The organism is Paenibacillus timonensis (genome assembly GCF_022427145.1).
Classification (GTDB): domain Bacteria; phylum Bacillota; class Bacilli; order Paenibacillales; family Paenibacillaceae; genus Fontibacillus; species Fontibacillus timonensis.
Genome location: NZ_JAKSXN010000046.1, coordinates 1 through 16,721 on the forward strand (window position 1 = coordinate 1; position 16,721 = coordinate 16,721).

A 16,721-nucleotide genomic window follows, 5' to 3' on the forward strand; every position below is an offset into this window, starting at 1 on the left:
CTAACTAGACGAAAGAGGATGATGGAGAATGGCAATCACCAAATTTCTCAAGCTGGTCGAAATCCAGACCAAGGCAGCAAGCATGATTCCGCTGCTGTTCGGCACGGTTTATGCCGTCTACCGGTTCCATGTATTCGAACCTTGGCATTTTGCCCTCATGTTGATTTCGTTGCTTAGCTTCGACATGACCACGACGGCGATCAACAATTATTACGATTACAAAAAAGCGGCTCGCAAGCACGGTTACGGCTATGAAAAGCACAACGCCATCGTGAAATACAACATGAATCCGGCGGCGGTGCTGGCATTGATCATCGTACTGTTCACCATCGCGGTGACCGCGGGAGTGATCTTGTTCCTTCAGACGGGGTGGCTGTTGCTGTTGCTCGGCGGGTTGTCGTTTGCGGTCGGCATTTTGTACTCCTTTGGGCCGATTCCGATTTCCCGGATGCCGCTGGGCGAAATTTTTTCCGGCTTGTTCATGGGATTTGTTATTATATTCGTATCGGCTTATGTTCACGCGGGCGACCGATTGGCTTCGCTGACGCTGGAGGGCGGCACGGTGACGCTGCAGGTTCATTTGCTGGAGACGTTGCTCGTGTTCCTGATCTCCATTCCGGCGATCCTCGGCATCGCCAACATCATGCTGGCCAACAATATTTGCGATATGGAAGAGGATATCGAAAATAAACGCTACACCTTGCCGGTGTACATCGGGAAGGGGCCGGCGTTGGTCCTGTTTAAGCTGTTGTATTATACGGCCTATGCGGATGTAATTGTACTGGCCCTCCTTGGGGTTCACCCGTTAATTCTGTTGCTGGTACTCCTTACCGTGGTGCCGGTGTCGAAAAATATCAAAACGTTCACCGCACAGCCAACCAAGCAGTACACTTTTGGCTTGTCGGTGCAAAATTTCCTGCTGACCAATGCGGCGCGCATTGTCGCGCTGGGCATCGCCGTCGTCCTCGCTTTCTGACGATACGCTTGTGCGGTCCGATCCGGGCGCACGCTGCCTAATGCTGAGGTTGGCTTGACTTGAGGCGGAGGCGAAGGACGAGATGGACAAGATTCGGTTTGGCCTAATCGGCGGAGGTTGGCGGGCAGAGTTTTATCTGCGCATTGCCCGCGAGATGCCGGAGCGGTTCGAAATCAGTGAAATTTATATGCGGGACGAAGCGAAAGGCCGGGAAGCCGCCCGAATTTGGGGCGTCCCGGCCACTTCGCATTGGGAGGCGTTCCTGGAGCGGCGAAACTTCGATTTCGCCGTATTGTCGCTGCCGCGCGCAGTGACGCCGGAGTTCCTGATCCGGCTCGCCGCCGCGGGCATCCCCGTCCTGACGGAGACGCCGCCGGCGGCCGATCTGGAGGGCCTGCTGCGGCTTTATGAGACCGTGGGCTCCGCGGCACAAATCCAAGTGGCCGAGCAGTTCCTGTTCCAGCCGATGCATGCGGCTCGCCTTGCCATTGCAAGATCCGGCCTGCTGGGCGAGGTGTCGCATGTGCAGGTCTCCGCGGGGCACGGCTACCACGGCATCAGCCTGATTCGGCAACTGCTCGGAGTCGGATTCGAGGAAGCGGAAATTCGCGGGGAGCAGATCGCGTCCCCGCTGGTCCAAGGGCCCGGCCGCGGCGGATGGCCGTCCGAGGAGCGGATCGTCTCCTCGGCCCAGACGATCGCGCTGCTGCGTTTCGGCGAGCGGACGGCTTTGTTCGATTTCACTTACGATCAATATTTCTCGCCGATCCGGCGCCATCGCGTGCTGGTGCGCGGAGTCCGGGGCGAAATCGATGGCGCCGAGCTCCGCTATCTCCGCGATTTCCGCACCCCGGTCGAGCTGCAGCTGCGCCGGGTGGATGCCGGCCAAGACGGCAGCCTCTTGGGCTATTACCACGAGGGCGTGTTGGCCGGCTCCGACTGGGTCTACGAGAATCCGTTCCGCCCGGGACGGCTTAGCGACGAAGAGATCGCCATCGCCACCAGTTTGGAGCGAATGGGGCGCTACGTACAGGGAGGCCCCTCCTTCTACAGCTTGGCGGAGGCCGCACAGGACCAATACCTCTCGTTTCAACTCGAGGAGGCGGTCCGTTCCGGGCAGACGGTGCAGACCGTACGCCAGCCTTGGGCCGCTGAGGGACATTAGGCGGAGCGTTTCGCCGCCATTGGCCGTCTAGCCGATCGTTCCGTATCCCAGCGGAAGGTTACCGCGGCCACAATGAGGCATAGGACGGCGAAACCGGCGAGGATCGCCAGCGGGGTCCAATAGTCGGCGGGGCGGCTCGGAGAGACGGCTACGCCCATCGCCTCGACGAAGTAGTGAAACGGCTGGATACGTCCGAGGAACTGCACCCAATCCGGAGCGTTCTGCAGGCTATAGAAGGCTTGGCTGGTAAACAGCATCGGGAAGCTAATCAGATTGGAGATCATGTTGACGTTGCTTTCGTCCCGTGACAGGTTAGCGGCGATAAATCCTATTGCGGTAAAGCAGGCTGAACCCACCAGCAGGGTCACAGCGATCATCAGCAAGCTTGGCAGGCTAAGGCCGACACCAAGCAGCAGCACGCCTACGGCGAGGATACATGCGCTGACGATCAGGGTCAGGACGGTGCGCGATCCGGTCATCGCCAGGATGAACTTGGCGGTCGGGAACGGGGTGGCCCGCAGCAACTTGTAGACGCCCCGGTTCCGCTGCGCCATCACCTGGAAGGCCGTCACCATCGCGGCCCCGAACAGGACGTTCATGGTCAGAACGCCGGCCAGGAGCCGCTCCGAGTACCCCGGGTTGTCAAGGTAGAGCCCGAGCCCGATCAGCATGGCCACCGGGAACAAAATGGTCCAAAACAAGGTGTGCGCATCCCGCAAAATGCCCGTTAACATTGTTCTAAAGATCGTAATCATGGTTGGATTCCTCCTTCGTTCCTTCATACTCGCCGGTCAATTGAAGATACAGATCTTCCAGATTGTCCGCGCCGAACTTGGCCAGCAGCACTTCAGCCGACCCTTCGGCGATCCGCTTGCCTCCGCAGATCATGACGATACGCGTCGCCAGCTTATGCACTTCCTCCATATCGTGCGAGGTGAACACGACGGAGGTGCCCGCTTCGGCAAGCGAGCGGATCAACTCGCGCACCTCTCGCCGGGCCCGAGGGTCAAGCGCTGCGGTTGGTTCGTCGAGAAACAGCAGCTTCGGGTTATGCGCCAGGGTCATGGCGATGGCCAGCCGCTTCTGCTGTCCGCCCGACAAACGTGCGGCATCGGTGCGTGCCGCGGAATCCAGACCGCAGCGGGCCAGATAGTCTGCGATCTCCCGATCGGTTAGCTTTACCCCGTAAAACGCGGCAAACATCCGCATATTCTCCAAAGCGCTGAAACCCGGAAAAAACGGGGTGGTTTGCAGCTGTACCCCGATCTGCCGGTGTGGACTCGGTGTCCAATACCGTATGCTGCCCTCATCGGGGCGGCGCAGGCCCAGAAGCATATCGAGCGTGGTTGATTTTCCCGCCCCGTTCGGGCCAATCACGGCCAACACCTCGCCTTCCCGAATCGTCAAGTCCAGGCCGCCCACGACGCGCCGTTCTCCATACGTTTTGACGAGACCGGACGCTTGAATGAAATCACGCATCATAATCCTCTCCTTTAGACAATATTAGTTATCCAACGTTGGATATATGCATAAAAAAAATGAGTTTGCCCTCCATATCCCAGACTTCGTGCGATTACTTCCGTCTGATTAACCTTCCGGCCTATTAACGCTTGCGGCCCAGGACCGGTCGAGCCGGCCCGCGGCCATGTGGCCTTCCGCAAGCGCTTGGACCGTCAGATGCTTAAGCCCGCTTGCCCTCCGGCCAGCCTCTACGGCGTTACTCCGGCTTTGCTTCCAGCAAGCCGATGATCCGCCGCAGATAATCGATATCCAGCTGCAGCAGCGCCATGCCGTTGTCGAACGAAGCTTCCGTAAACGCGTTCAAGTATTCCTTCTTCAACTCCCGCCCTTGACGCCACAACGCCAGCGTGTCTTCGAGCTTCCCCAGGTTTTGACGTAACAAGGCCAGCGCCTCCTCGCGGGGCACAGCCTCGACCCAGCTCAGCGCCAGGGTGAAATCGGACTTCACGGAGTGGGGAGTTAGGGTCAGCGACTCCCGGATCATGTTCTGGAAAGCCGCTTCGCCGGCTTCAGTAATTCCGTAGATTTTGCGGAGCCGCGCGCCGGTTCGTTCCTCGGCTTTCGTTTCGATCAAGCCTTCCTGCTCCATCTTGTTCAGCGCATAATAAATCGAACCGGACAGCAGGTTAGTCCAGGTGTCCATGCGGCTGGTTTGGATCAGTTGCTGAATTTCGTACCCGTGCATCGGATGGTCGCGCAACAAGGCGAGAATGATGAGATTGGTCAAGGGGATCTTCCTTTTCGAAAAAAGATTGTATATCCAACGTTGGTTATTTAGTTCTGCGCCAATTATAACCAGAAGCCTGAGTGGGTGTCAATGATCTAGACGGGCCAGCCGAAAAAAAGAGCCGTCCGGATCATCCGGACGGCTCTAAGCGTTGCTTGAGCGAAACGTCAAATTCGTTTCTTCGGGGCGATCATCACGCCTGCGCCGATGGCCATCAGGGCGATGGCCAGGACGGGCTGGCCGAAGATCAGCCGGTTGTACAGCGAACCCAGCGAGAAGACGGCGAAAAACAACAGCGAAAGCACCGTCAAAATGTTAATGGGAATCAGCAGATATTTGTTGCGGTTGCCGAACCAATAGAACTCAAACAAGCCGACGGCCGGGGCCAAAATAAAGCCCGGCCATAAATACTGCCAACTGTCGAACAACGTGGCGATCTGGCAGACCAGGCCAACGGTGAAGAGGATCCCCCCGGGAATCAGCAATCCGGTCGCCTTGCGAGCGGTGACCGAAAAATACATCCAGTGGAAGAACAGACCGAGCGGTAGGATGAACAGGGTGGGCCAGAAGTTGCCGAAGAGCGTTCCCGCGCTGATCGCTTCCTTGCGGAAGAAGAGGAGGTAGATACCGAGCAAGATAAGCGCGGGACCAATCCATGATTTTTTATTCAAATTCATATCCAATCTCCTTTGCCTATGTACTTAACTGATACCAGCATACTACAAAAGCGCAAGGATGACTTCAGTCTCTGGGGGAGCCAAGAAGCTGGACCTAAGTCCAGTCTATCCGCCGGGAATAAAAACATCCTGAGGAAGAAACGCTAACCCAAGGAACAGGCAGAGCGGCCTTTCCCATTCATCAGATACGCTCAGGAGGTAAACGACATGGAAAACAACAAACAGCAACGCAAGCCCGGCACGGGAAACGGGAGCAGCAACGGGCAAAACCAAACGGCCGGCAACGGCGGAGAGGCGGATAACGGCCGCTTGGCCACCATTAAGAACCACCGCACCGAAGGCGGAGAGACGTTAAACGAATTCATCACCGGTCAAGATAGGTTCGAGGGATAAGCAAAAGCCGAAAGCCGCTGCACAGCTTGTCTGTGAGCGGCTTTTTTGCGGAGGTGCTATTTTTGCGTGCCATGTTGCTTGGTCGAAAGTTGGCCGGCCGGGTTACCGTGGCCGCGTTTTTTGTTCTTGGCTTGCTTCTGCTGCTGATCCTGTACCTTTTCGACGAATTCGTGCAGATTTTCCATGAGGTCGATCGTCTCCTTGGCTGAAGTATGGTGTGGATCCAATTCTCTTGGATTACTATACCCCGTTTATGCGTTTTTCATCAGACGGAGGGCCTCTATACTTGCCAACGCCGGACAGGTACAATGAAGGGGACAACCACGGGAAAAGAGGGTGCAAGCCATGGAACAAAACAACAACCGCCAGCTGCGGTGGGGCATCGTCGGTTGCGCCGGCATCGCGATCAATGCGGTCATGCCGGCGATTCAACAGTCCGTCAGAGGAAGCCTTGCCGCGGTCGCTAGCCGCAATCTGGACAAAAGCCGGGAGGTTGCGGGCCGGTTTGACGTCTCGAAAGCCTACGGCAGTTACGAAGAGCTGCTGGCGGACGAGGACATCGATGCCGTATATATTCCGCTGCCTAACCACTTACATAAAGAATGGGCGATTCGCGCGGCCGAAGCCGGCAAGCACGTGCTGTGCGAGAAGCCGCTCGCGCTGACGGCCGCCGAGGCCGAGGAAATGGCGGCGGCCGCCGCCAAAGCCGGCGTCGTGCTGGCGGAAGCGTTCATGTACCGCCATCACCCACCCGCGCTGGGCCCGGATCCGCAGCCTCCTAGGCAGCGGCGAGATTGGCGAGCTCCGCGCCATCCGCGGGGCGTTTACGTTCAACAACGCCGAGGATCTGGCCAACATCCGGCTGAAGCCGGAGTGGGGCGGAGGCTCGCTGTACGACGTCGGCTGTTACCCGCTCAGCGCGGCACGGTTCCTGCTCGGCCAAGAGCCGGAGGCGGTCACCGTGTTGGCCCAGTTCTCCGACCGTCACGGCGGCGTCGACATGATGGCCTCCGGGCTGGCGGAATTCCCCGGCGGCATCGGCCTGACGTTCGACTGCGGGATGTGGACCGAACACCGCCAGCTGCTGGAAATCGTCGGCTCGGAAGGGACGATCGAGCTGCCGTTGGCCTTTACGGCCGGCGGGGATGAGGCCGCTTTTACCGTTACCGTGCGCGGGGAGAAACGCACGGAGGTGCCGGAATCGGCCAATCCGTACGTGGCCGAGTTGGATGATTTCGCCGCCGCGGCTTTCGGCGAACATCCGCCACGCTTCGCTCCGACCGACGCCGTCAAAGGCATGGCGGTATTGGAAGCCTGCTTGGCTTCGGCGAGAGAGAGACGGCGGGTCGAGTTGTAGCATTTGAAGTTTGAAGAACACCGGGCATTCGCACGGTTCAGGGTTTTCGTAGAGACCTGGACCAAGGCGAATGCCTTTTTGTCGTGCAGCATTTTAATTTTAAAATGGTTGACAGTGCCAAAAACGAGACGGTATAATTCAAACTAATTGATAATGAATATCATTATCATATAAATCGTCTGTCCTGCCGGCAGCGAGAAACTTGAACTTCCTCCTGGCCAGGGGAAGGAAAGTAAGGACGAACACTTATGAAGAAAACTTATATGGCAGTGCTGTTGGTTATGTTATCCCTCGGCTCCTTGTTTATCGGGGTTGGGGAGGTATCGCTTGCGGCGCTGCTGCGTTTTGACCCGGAACAATGGGAGCTCTTGCGCATCAGCCGGATTCCCCGGTTGATCAGCCTGATCATCGCCGGTGTCAGCATGAGCATCGTCGGCTTGATCATGCAGCAGCTGACCCGCAATAAATTCGTGTCCCCGACAACGGCGGGGACGATGGATTCCGCAAGCTTCGGCATTATGGTGTCGCTGCTCGTTTTTACGGCCGCAGGGCCGCTCGTCAAGATGTCCGTCGCTTTTGGTTTCGCCCTTCTTGGCACTTATTTATTTATGGCGATTCTGAATCGGGTGAAATACAAGGATGCGATCTTCATCCCGCTGGTCGGGTTGATGTTCGGCGGCATCGTGGAATCAGCAACGACCTTTTTCGCCTACAAATACAATTTGATTCAGAGCATGTCCGCCTGGCTGTATGGGGATTTCTCCATGATCATGCAGGGGCGATACGAGCTGCTGTATATCAGCGTTCCGCTTGTGGTGCTCTCCTATATGTATGCCAATCAATTTACGGTGGCGGGCATGGGCGAGGAATTTTCCGTGAACCTCGGATTGAACTACAAGCAGGTCGTCAATATCGGATTGGCCCTGGTGGCGCTGGTGACCGCCGTCGTCGTGCTGACGGTCGGTTCGATTCCTTTTCTCGGACTGATCATTCCGAATCTGGTCACGATGTTCCGCGGCGACAATCTGAAGGATAATTTAACCCATACGGCTTTGCTGGGCGCGGTCTTCGTGCTGGCCTGCGATATCTTGGGCCGGGTGATCATCTATCCGTACGAGGTGTCGATCGGACTCACGGTCGGGGTGATCGGAAGCGGGATTTTCCTGTATCTGCTGATGAGGAGAAAGACCTATGAGCCATAACGCCAAACTTTGGACCCTTGCCGGCATCGCCGTTCTGCTTGCGGTCGTCTTCATGACGATCGATGCGGGAGGACAGTGGGACTACATATTGCCGCGGCGGGGCAAAAAACTGATCGCCATCCTTCTCACGGGTACTGCCATTGCTTTCTCCACGGTCGTGTTCCAGACGATTACGAACAACCGGATTTTGACGCCGAGCATCATCGGGCTGGATTCGCTTTACATGCTGCTACAGACGATGATCGTCTTCCTGATCGGTGGCACGGCTTTGACAATGATGAGCAAGAATTTGCGTTTCGTCATGGCGGTCGGGTTGATGGTCGTGTTTGCGATGCTGCTCTACCGCATGCTGTTTCGCAAGGAAGGACGCAACATTTACCACCTCCTGTTGATCGGGATTATTTTCGGCACGTTTTTCTCCAGCGTGACTTCCTTTCTGCAGAAGCTGATCGACCCGAATGAATTCCTGGTGATCCAGGACAAAATGTTCGCCAGCTTTAACAATGTCCATTCCGATTTATTGTTGATATCGCTGGCAGGGGTATTGTTGGTGGCGCTTTATTTTACGAGATTCGCCAAATATCTGGATGTGCTGGCCTTGGGGCGGGATCATGCGGTCAACCTCGGCGTCGGCTATGAGTATGTCGTCAAGCGGATGCTGGTCGTCGTGGCGGTCTTGATCTCCATCTCGACGGCGTTGGTCGGACCGATTACGTTCCTGGGGTTGCTGGTTGCCAATGTGGCGTACCAGTTCCTGAACACCTACCGCCATAAAACGTTGATTCTCGGCGCTTCCCTGATCGGCTTCATCGCCCTGGTCGGCGGTCAGCTGATCGTCGAAAGAGTGTTTACCTTCACCACTTCGCTTAGCGTCATCATCAACTTTGCCGGCGGAGTGTACTTCATCTATCTGCTGTTAAAGGAGAATAAATCGTGGTAAAGGTCAGTGGAGTAACGAAACAGTATGGCGGCAAAAAGGTCGTCGACAACGTGTCGCTGGAGATCGCCAAGGGCAAGATCACTTCCTTTATCGGACCGAACGGAGCGGGGAAAAGTACCTTGATGTCCATGATCAGCCGGCTCATTGCCAAGGACGCGGGAGAAATCCAGATCGAGGGCCGGGAAATCGGCCAGTGGAAAAGCGGGGAGCTCGCCAAGAAAATTTCGATACTCAAGCAGTCCAATCACCTCAACATTCGGCTTACGGTGCGGGATCTCGTCAATTTCGGGAGGTTCCCGTATTCGCAGGGACGCCTGACGAAAGACGACGAGGCGCAGGTTGACGAAGCGCTCCGTTATATGCATTTGGAGTCCATGCAGCATAAGTATCTGGACGAATTAAGCGGGGGGCAGAAGCAGCGGGCGTTCATCGCCATGGTTATCGCGCAGAACACCGAATATGTACTGCTCGACGAGCCTTTGAACAATTTGGATATGAACCATTCGGTACAAATCATGAATGTGTTGCGCCGATTGGTGGACGAATTGGGGAAAACGGTGATTTTGGTCATCCACGACATTAACTTTGCCTCCTGCTACTCCGACTACATCGTGGCGCTGAAGGATGGCAAGGTGGTCAAGGAAGGCCCGACGGATGAAATTATCGAACCGTCCGTGTTGCGGGAGGTTTACGACATGGACATTCCGGTCCAGGAGATCGGCGGTAACAAAATTTGCGTTTACTTTAATGCCATTTGACAAGTTTAGGGGGAGTTTAAAAAGTGAAAGCGAAGAAAATTACGTTTATGCTGGCAACATTGACGTTGGTCTTTGCGCTTGCGGCATGCGGCGCGAACAGCAATAGCAGTAACGGTGGGAATAAGGGCGGCGGCAATGAAGCAGCGTCCGGCACCAATACGGCGGAGCCGGTGGCGGCAGCGCCTGCAGAAAATGAAGAGATCACGATCAAGCATCAGCTCGGCGAAGCAACCTTGAAGAAAAATCCGGCGAAGGTCGTCGTCTTCGACTACGGTACGCTTGAGACGCTCGACAAGCTTGGCGTGGAGGTGGCAGCCGTACCGCAGGGCAACTTACCGGGTCACTTGGAGAAATACAACGACAGCAAATATACGAATGCCGGCACGCTGTTCGAACCGGATTTCGAGAAGCTGAACGCGCTGAAGCCGGACGTGATCTTCATCTCGGGACGGTCTTCCGAAGCGTATGAGGAGCTGAACAAAATCGCTCCGACGATCTTTTTGGGCGTCGATACGCAGCGGTATATGGAATCCTTCACGGAGAACGTGACAACTATTGGCGAGCTGTTTGGCAAGGAAGCCGAAGCAGAGAAGGAATTGGCGGCGATTAACGATTCGGTTAAAGCGGTGAATGACGTGACTTCGGCCGGCGGCAAGAAGGGGCTGATCATCCTGACGACCGGCGGCAAAGTCAGCGCGTTTGGCCCGGGATCGCGCTTCGGCTTGGTTCATGACGTATTGGGCGTAACGCCAGTGGACGAGAGCATCAAGGTTGATACGCACGGGAACTCAATTTCCTTCGAATTCGTGGCCGAGAAGAATCCGGATTACCTGTTTGTCGTGGATCGCGATGCGGTTGTCACCGAAGAAGGCAAACAAGCGACCCCTGCCAAGGAAATCGTCGAGAACGATCTCGTCAAGAAGACAAATGCCTTCAAAGACGGTAAGATCGTTTACCTCGATCCTAGCTACTGGTATCTATCCGGCGGCGGACTGATCTCGGTTCCGGAAATGATCCAAGAGGTGCAGGAAGGGATTCAATAACTTGAACATCAAAACGCGGGTTGCTTGAGAACTCTCATGCAACCCGCGTTTTTGTATGCTAACGGACTCAGAGGCCGGTATTCTTCCATAATGTTCGTTTTACCAATTCTAACGAAATCAGGAGCCCTTATTCTGGCCTATAACAGTCAAATGACCGCCTAGGAAACCCAATAAGATCACCGGGGTCCGTTAGTGCGGGAAATAGCCGGGAAATGGGCAAATAAGGTCGCGGGAGTCCATTAGCCGACAAATCGACGTAAGCGCTCTTAACGCATATGCATCTCGTTCGGATGCGAGCCTTTGCGGCGGTTGAGGTTCAAGCCGTTAATCCGCTCCATTTCGGCATCAGTCAGGTTGAAGTCGAACACGTTGAAATTCTCTTCGATCCGCGAAGGGGTGACCGATTTCGGAATGACGATCGTATTGTTTTGCAGATGCCAGCGGAGAACGACTTGCGCCGGCGTTTTCCCGTGCGCTTCGGCAATGGATTTCACCACGGCATCGGTCAATACTTCGCCGCCTTGCTCCAGCGGACTCCACGCTTCAACGAAGATGTCGTGCTTGGCGCAGAAGGCTTTCAGCTCGTTCTGAGCCAGATGCGGATGGCATTCCACCTGATTCAGTACCGGTTTGATCTCCGTTTCGTTCAGCAGGCGCTCCAGATGTTCGATCTCGAAGTTGCATACCCCGATCGCTTTGACGCGTCCGTCGCGATATAGCTTCTCAAGCGCTTTGTATGTCTCTACATATTGATCCACTTGCGGCATCGGCCAGTGAATCAGGTACAAATCGACATCATCGAGCCCCAGTCTTTCCAGGCTCTCGTCATAGGCTCGCAACGTGCTGTCGTAGCCCTGGTCGCTGTTCCACACTTTCGTGGTGATGAACAGCTTCTCGCGGGCGATGCCGGATTGCTGGATCGCTTTGCCGACGCCAACCTCGTTGCGGTAGATCATCGCCGTATCGATCGAGGTATAACCTACCTCCAGCGCCTTGGCCACCGCGGCGGTAGCTCCTTCGTCAGGCACCTGCCATACCCCGAACCCCAGCTTGGGCATTTGTAATCCGTTATTTAAAGTTACGAAATCCATGAGGTGTCGCTCCTTCTCTGTCTGCTTACTTAAATTCAGGGTGAGTATAGCATTCCCGGGTACGATTTTCAAATTGCAGAGGCGGCAGACCGCACGGAAAGTGACATACTCGCGTTGATCTCCCCATATTCTCATACTAACGGAGGTAACAAGGAGGCGATTGTATTTTCTTCATCAAGCCCTCATGGAACCTTCATGCAGCCCAAGGGCGGAAGTGATACTATTTATTATAGATTTTAGAATAAGTCTAAGTGCAATAATAAATTGAAAGGAATGATATGATGGATAACCGGTTGACAACGAATCAAGGAGCTCCGGTAGGCGATAATCAAAATTCGCGAACGGCGGGAGGGCGTGGCCCCACGCTACTTGAGGATTACCATCTGCTCGAGAAGCTGGGGCATTTCGACCGCGAACGGATTCCGGAACGCGTCGTGCATGCCCGCGGTGCAGGTGCCCATGGCGTATTCGTTACCGATCGCAGCATGGCGGAATACACAAAAGCCCACTTCCTGCAGGAGGCCGGACGTGAAACCCCGGTGTTCGTCCGTTTCTCCACGGTCATTCACGGCCAAGGTTCTCCGGAAACGGCGCGCGATCCGCGGGGATTTGCGGTGAAGTTTTATACGGAAGAAGGCAACTACGATTTGGTGGGGAATCATTTGCCGGTCTTTTTCATCCGAGACGCGATCAAGTTCCCGGACATGGTTCACTCGCTGAAGCCGGCTCCGGACACGAACATTCAAGACCCGGCCCGCTATTGGGATTTCATGACCCTGTCGACCGAATCCACGCATATGATGACCTGGGTGTTCTCGGACAACGGGACGCCGGCGAATTACCGCCAGATGGACGGCTTCGGCGTTCACGCGTTCAAATGGATCAATGCGGAGGGCAAGATCACGTACGTGAAATACACTTGGAAATCGAAGCAGGGCGTGAAAAACCTGTCGGCGGACGAAGTCCGCGAAGTTCAGGGACGCGATTTCAACCATGCGACGCGCGATTTGCACGAGCATATCGAGCGCGGGGAATACCCGCAGTGGGAGCTGAACGTGCAACTGATGCCGGTGGCGGATCTGGACCTTTGGAGCTTTGACCCGCTGGATCCGACGAAGGTATGGCCGGAAGACAGCTACCCGTTGGTGAAAATCGGCACGATGACGCTGAACCGCAATCCGGAGAATTTCTTCGCGGAAGTGGAGCAGTCGGCTTTCTCGCCAAGCGTGCTCGTTCCCGGGATCGAACCGTCTGAAGATAAGCTGCTGCAGGGTCGATTGTTCTCTTACCCGGATACCCAGCGTTACCGGCTTGGCGCCAACTACTTGCAAATCCCGGTCAACTGCCCGTACGCGCCGGTGCGCAACCATCAGCGGGATGGCTTCATGAACGTGAAGCAGGATCCGTCGCCGATCAATTATGAACCGAACAGCTTCGATTCGAGTCCCAAGGAAGATCCGGCTTATCGCGACAGCGTGGTCCCGGTCAGCGGGCACATCGGCCGTGAGAAAATCGCCAAAACCGACGATTTCACCCAAGCGGGCGAGTTGTACCGGAGCTTTACGTCCGAGGAGAAGGATCACCTCATCCACAACCTGGTGAATGATTTGAAGCAAACGCCGGAGCAGGTTCAGCTTCGCGCCGTGTGCAACTTCTTCCGCGCCGACCAGGAATACGGCATGCGCTTGGCGCAAGGGCTTGGCGTGGATATCAGCGGATTTATTCCGTCCAATTCTCAGGGATAATGAACATCCCTTTTAAATAAAGAAGGCATCTTCCGTACCGGTCCGGTTCGGGGGATGCCTTTTTGTGTGAGGAAATCCCCCGCTTGCATAAGGAAATCTATGGTAAACTGGGGGCAGGTGAAAGGAGCTGAATCGATTCGATGACGACGACAAAAGATCCGGTGATCAGGTTGGCGGATTTGCGCATGAGTTACGGAGGACGCCAAGTCCTAAACGGCGTTGATTTGGAGGTGTATCCCGGTCAGATTATCGGTTACATCGGACCAAACGGGGCGGGCAAGAGCACGACGGTCAAGATCATGCTTGGCCTGGTCGAAGGATATCAAGGGAAAGTGCAGGTGTTTGGACAAAATCCTGGCGACGGCGGCGTCGATTACAAGAAGCGAATCGGCTACGTCCCGGAAATCGCCGAGCTGTACGATACGCTGTCGGCACGCGAATACCTGACCTTCATTGGCGAGTTGTATGGGTTATCCGCCGATGACGCGGAGATGAAATCCCGGCGAATGATGACGGAGTTTGGCCTGAAGGACGTCTTTAACTCCCGGATTTCGACGTTCTCCAAAGGGATGAAGCAAAAGGTGCTGCTGATCTCCAGTTTGCTGCACAATCCGGACGTGCTGTTTTTGGACGAGCCGCTGAGCGGACTTGACGCCAACAGCGTCATGGTCGTCAAGGAAATGCTTGCTCTCTTGGCCGCGCAAGGCAAGGCGATTTTTTACTCCTCTCATATTATGGACGTGGTCGAGAAGATCAGCAGCCGAATCGTTCTGTTGGACGGGGGGCGCATCGTGGCCGACGGCAGCTTCGATGAGTTGAAGGAACAGAACCACGAAGGGTCGCTGGAGCAGATCTTCAACCAATTGACCGGGTTTAACGAACATCAGGATATTGCCGGCCGGCTCGTGTCCATCGTGCAAGAGGTGTAGCGGATGGAAGAGATGAGAAGCCTGCAGGTGTTGGACCGATTCCGCGGATTATTCGAGAAGATGGGCGCGGACTATCCGGTGATGCGGCGAATTCTTCAGGTGAAGCTGACGATGGACGCCAGAAGGGTGCCGACGCTGGTCAATAAGTCGAGGAAGAAGCAGCAGGACGAAGCTCAGGACGGGAACCAGTTCCTGCGTTCGCTTTGGTTGTACGTCATTTTCGGCGGACTTAGTTCAATGTTCGTCTTGATGGGGGACAACTTACTGTTTCAGGTGAGCATCCTGTTCGGCATCATGATGTTTATGGTCATGACCGCGATGATTTCCGACTTCTCCTCGGTGCTGCTGGATATCCGGGACCGGAGCATTCTCGCGACCAAGCCGATCTCCCGCCGGACCATCACCATGGCGAAGACGGTGCATATCTTTATTTATTTGTTTTTTCTGACCGGAGCGATTGCGGTCATTCCGCTGGCGGTCGGGTTGTTTCGGCAGGGAATCGGCTTCTTTGTCCTGATGCTGCTGCAGTTGATCCTGATGGATCTGCTGATCGTGGTATTGACCGCGCTGCTGTATTTGGGCGTGCTGCGGTTTTTTGACGGCGAGAAGGTGAAGGATATGATCAATTACGTGCAGATCGGGATGACGATTACGATTGCGGTTGGTTACCAAGTGTTGGTCCGGCTGTTCGACTTCACGGCCGTGGACATCGTCTTCAAGCCAGCGTGGTGGCAATACCTGTTGCCGCCGGTATGGGTCGGCGCCGCTTTTCAAACGCTGCTTCATCCGGGCGGAGGCCTAACGTATGCCGGGCTGGCGGCGTTGTCCATCATCGTTCCGCTCGCCGCCTTCCTGGTATACCTGAAGCTGATGCCGTCGCTGGAGCGGAACCTGCAGAAGCTGGCGGAACCCAGTGCCAAGAGCAGCCAAAGCTCGGGAAAAGCGCTGCGCCGATTATCCGATTGGCTTTGTTCTACGCCGCAGGAGAGTGCCTTCTTCCGTTTTGCCTGGTCGATGATGGGAACGGAGCGGGAGTTCAAGCTAAAGGTGTACCCTTCCTTGGGCTTCTCCATCGTGTTCCCCTTCATCTTCCTGTTCTCGAACGGACTCGATCAGGGTTTGGACGGAATCGCCGGTTCCCGCTCGTATTTGTTCATTTATTTTAGCGGCATTATGCTGCCGACGGTAATTATGATGCTGCGTTACTCGGGCCGATATAAAGCGGCCTGGATCTATCGGACTGCCCCGATCCCCGGCGAAGCGCCGATTTACAAAGGGGCCTTGCTGGCCTGCATTTTTCGGCTCATGCTTCCTTTGTTTGTTGTGGAGGCTGCGATTTTCGCCGTGCTTTTCGGAGCTTCCATTTTACCGGACCTGATCGTGGCGGGGCTGGCGATGCAATGTTACGCCATCTTATGTTTCCTGTTGTTACGCAAGGGATTGCCCTTCTCCGAGCCGTTTGAAGCAGCGGGGCAGCAGAACCAAAGCTTCGTCATCATGGGGTTGATGCTGCTGCTGGGCGGATTCGGCTTGCTGCATTGGCTGGCGACGACCCTTCCGTTTGGAGTTGTCGCTTACGGCGTCCTGATGATCGTCGGGACGTGGCTCGGTTGGACCCGGGCCTTCCGGACGCGTGGAGCGGATAAGGAGGAGACGCCGGATGGCATCTAGCGTCGATGGGCCGCGGATTCGCCGCGAGAAGAAAACCGTGGCCCTGATGATTGCATTGTATTGCCGCAAACTCCATGGCGGCAGGGAACAGGCCGACCCTCAGCAACCCGGGGCGGTTCGTGCTGGTGCAACATCTTTATGCGCCGAGTGCGCCGAGCTTCACCGGTATGCCGAGCAGCGGCTTGACCGCTGCCGGTTCGGTGAAGGCAAGGCAACTTGCCTGGCGTGCCCCGTGCATTGCTACGCGGCCGCCCAGCGGGAACAGATCCGCCGGGTGATGGCTTTTGCCGGGCCGCGGATGCTATGGCGCCACCCGGTATTCACGCTACTGCACCTCCTCGACGGGTTCAAAAAGGGCCATTCACAGTAATGTCAAAATTGACCGACCTTCAAAAAACGTTGATCTGACGCGGGTTTGGACCCGGAGTTCGCAGTTGTGACATTTCTCATGTGATTTCTGTCACAAAATTATTATTTTTTGACCGTTCGTTTTCATGATCCGGTGATAGAATTCACATTAGATAAT

The 16,721-nt window shown here is 55.6% G+C and carries 17 protein-coding genes and 1 pseudogene; 12 read left to right on the forward strand and 6 right to left on the reverse strand.

Going from position 1 to position 16,721, the window contains the following annotated elements:
* Positions 1 to 28: 28 nt before the first annotated feature.
* Positions 29 to 976 (forward strand): 1,4-dihydroxy-2-naphthoate polyprenyltransferase, encoded by a 948-nt coding sequence (menA, locus tag MJ257_RS17445; RefSeq protein WP_240270434.1) that lies wholly within the window; start codon positions 29 to 31, stop codon positions 974 to 976.
* A gap of 82 nt (positions 977 to 1,058) precedes the next feature.
* A complete protein-coding gene (locus MJ257_RS17450) occupies positions 1,059 to 2,141 on the forward strand; it encodes a Gfo/Idh/MocA family protein (protein ID WP_240270435.1) in 1,083 nt (360 codons plus the stop codon).
* Here the strand turns inward: MJ257_RS17450 and MJ257_RS17455 are convergent.
* The 4 genes from MJ257_RS17455 to MJ257_RS17470 all read right to left on the reverse strand — a co-directional run bounded on the left by MJ257_RS17455 (position 2,138) and on the right by MJ257_RS17470 (position 5,066).
* Entirely contained in the window at positions 2,138 to 2,896 is a 759-nt protein-coding gene (locus MJ257_RS17455) for an ABC transporter permease (RefSeq protein ID WP_240270436.1), read from the reverse strand. The genes MJ257_RS17450 and MJ257_RS17455 overlap by 4 nt on opposite strands.
* Positions 2,880 to 3,620 carry an ABC transporter ATP-binding protein gene (locus MJ257_RS17460; protein WP_240270437.1) on the reverse strand — a complete coding sequence of 247 codons (741 nt, stop codon included), beginning with the start codon at positions 3,618 to 3,620 and terminating at the stop codon, positions 2,880 to 2,882. The genes MJ257_RS17455 and MJ257_RS17460 overlap by 17 nt, the downstream gene beginning before the upstream one ends.
* 238 nt (positions 3,621 to 3,858) lie before the next feature.
* Positions 3,859 to 4,389, reverse strand: coding sequence for a PadR family transcriptional regulator (locus MJ257_RS17465; protein ID WP_240270438.1), 531 nt, complete (start codon positions 4,387 to 4,389; stop codon positions 3,859 to 3,861).
* A 167-nt stretch (positions 4,390 to 4,556) separates the two neighbouring features.
* Positions 4,557 to 5,066 carry a hypothetical protein gene (locus MJ257_RS17470; RefSeq protein WP_240270439.1) on the reverse strand — a complete coding sequence of 170 codons (510 nt, stop codon included), beginning with the start codon at positions 5,064 to 5,066 and terminating at the stop codon, positions 4,557 to 4,559.
* A 207-nt stretch (positions 5,067 to 5,273) separates the two neighbouring features.
* Here MJ257_RS17470 and MJ257_RS17475 point away from each other — a divergent pair, with 207 nt between their 5' ends.
* The gene (locus MJ257_RS17475; protein ID WP_240270440.1) at positions 5,274 to 5,459 is read left to right on the forward strand and encodes a hypothetical protein; all 186 of its coding nucleotides are present in this window, start codon (positions 5,274 to 5,276) and stop codon (positions 5,457 to 5,459) included.
* Between the two features lie 56 nt (positions 5,460 to 5,515).
* Here MJ257_RS17475 and MJ257_RS17480 read toward each other — a convergent pair whose 3' ends face one another.
* The gene (locus MJ257_RS17480; protein WP_308193216.1) at positions 5,516 to 5,686 is read right to left on the reverse strand and encodes a DUF4023 family protein; all 171 of its coding nucleotides are present in this window, start codon (positions 5,684 to 5,686) and stop codon (positions 5,516 to 5,518) included.
* Between the two features lie 118 nt (positions 5,687 to 5,804).
* Between MJ257_RS17480 and MJ257_RS17485 the strand changes: the two are divergent.
* The 5 genes and pseudogenes from MJ257_RS17485 (at position 5,805) to MJ257_RS17505 (ending at position 10,759) form a co-directional block, all read left to right on the forward strand.
* Positions 5,805 to 6,816, forward strand: a pseudogene (locus MJ257_RS17485) (Gfo/Idh/MocA family protein).
* 248 nt (positions 6,817 to 7,064) lie between these two features.
* Positions 7,065 to 8,018, forward strand: a complete 954-nt coding sequence (locus MJ257_RS17490; protein ID WP_240270441.1) for an ABC transporter permease — start codon at positions 7,065 to 7,067, stop codon at positions 8,016 to 8,018.
* Positions 8,008 to 8,958 (forward strand): iron chelate uptake ABC transporter family permease subunit, encoded by a 951-nt coding sequence (locus tag MJ257_RS17495; protein ID WP_240270442.1) that lies wholly within the window; start codon positions 8,008 to 8,010, stop codon positions 8,956 to 8,958. The genes MJ257_RS17490 and MJ257_RS17495 overlap by 11 nt, the downstream gene beginning before the upstream one ends.
* On the forward strand, positions 8,952 to 9,716 hold the full coding sequence (locus tag MJ257_RS17500; RefSeq protein WP_240270443.1) for an iron ABC transporter ATP-binding protein: 765 nt from the start codon (positions 8,952 to 8,954) through the stop codon (positions 9,714 to 9,716). Before MJ257_RS17495 ends, MJ257_RS17500 begins: the two co-directional genes overlap by 7 nt.
* Before the next feature lie 47 nt (positions 9,717 to 9,763).
* Positions 9,764 to 10,759 (forward strand): siderophore ABC transporter substrate-binding protein, encoded by a 996-nt coding sequence (locus MJ257_RS17505; protein ID WP_240270463.1) that lies wholly within the window; start codon positions 9,764 to 9,766, stop codon positions 10,757 to 10,759.
* Positions 10,760 to 11,025: 266 nt separating this feature from the next.
* Here MJ257_RS17505 and MJ257_RS17510 read toward each other — a convergent pair whose 3' ends face one another.
* A complete protein-coding gene (locus MJ257_RS17510; protein WP_240270444.1) occupies positions 11,026 to 11,850 on the reverse strand; it encodes an aldo/keto reductase in 825 nt (274 codons plus the stop codon).
* Between the two features lie 281 nt (positions 11,851 to 12,131).
* Here MJ257_RS17510 and MJ257_RS17515 point away from each other — a divergent pair, with 281 nt between their 5' ends.
* From MJ257_RS17515 to MJ257_RS17530, 4 genes are all read left to right on the forward strand, one after another.
* Positions 12,132 to 13,595: a catalase gene (locus MJ257_RS17515; protein ID WP_270406776.1), complete on the forward strand. Its 1,464-nt coding sequence runs from the start codon at positions 12,132 to 12,134 to the stop codon at positions 13,593 to 13,595.
* Positions 13,596 to 13,735: 140 nt separating this feature from the next.
* On the forward strand, positions 13,736 to 14,524 hold the full coding sequence (locus tag MJ257_RS17520; protein WP_178023220.1) for an ABC transporter ATP-binding protein: 789 nt from the start codon (positions 13,736 to 13,738) through the stop codon (positions 14,522 to 14,524).
* Between the two features lie 3 nt (positions 14,525 to 14,527).
* On the forward strand, positions 14,528 to 16,195 hold the full coding sequence (locus MJ257_RS17525; protein ID WP_240270446.1) for a hypothetical protein: 1,668 nt from the start codon (positions 14,528 to 14,530) through the stop codon (positions 16,193 to 16,195).
* Positions 16,185 to 16,565, forward strand: a complete 381-nt coding sequence (locus tag MJ257_RS17530) for a nitrous oxide-stimulated promoter family protein (protein ID WP_240270447.1) — start codon at positions 16,185 to 16,187, stop codon at positions 16,563 to 16,565. Before MJ257_RS17525 ends, MJ257_RS17530 begins: the two co-directional genes overlap by 11 nt.
* Positions 16,566 to 16,721 lie beyond the last annotated feature (156 nt).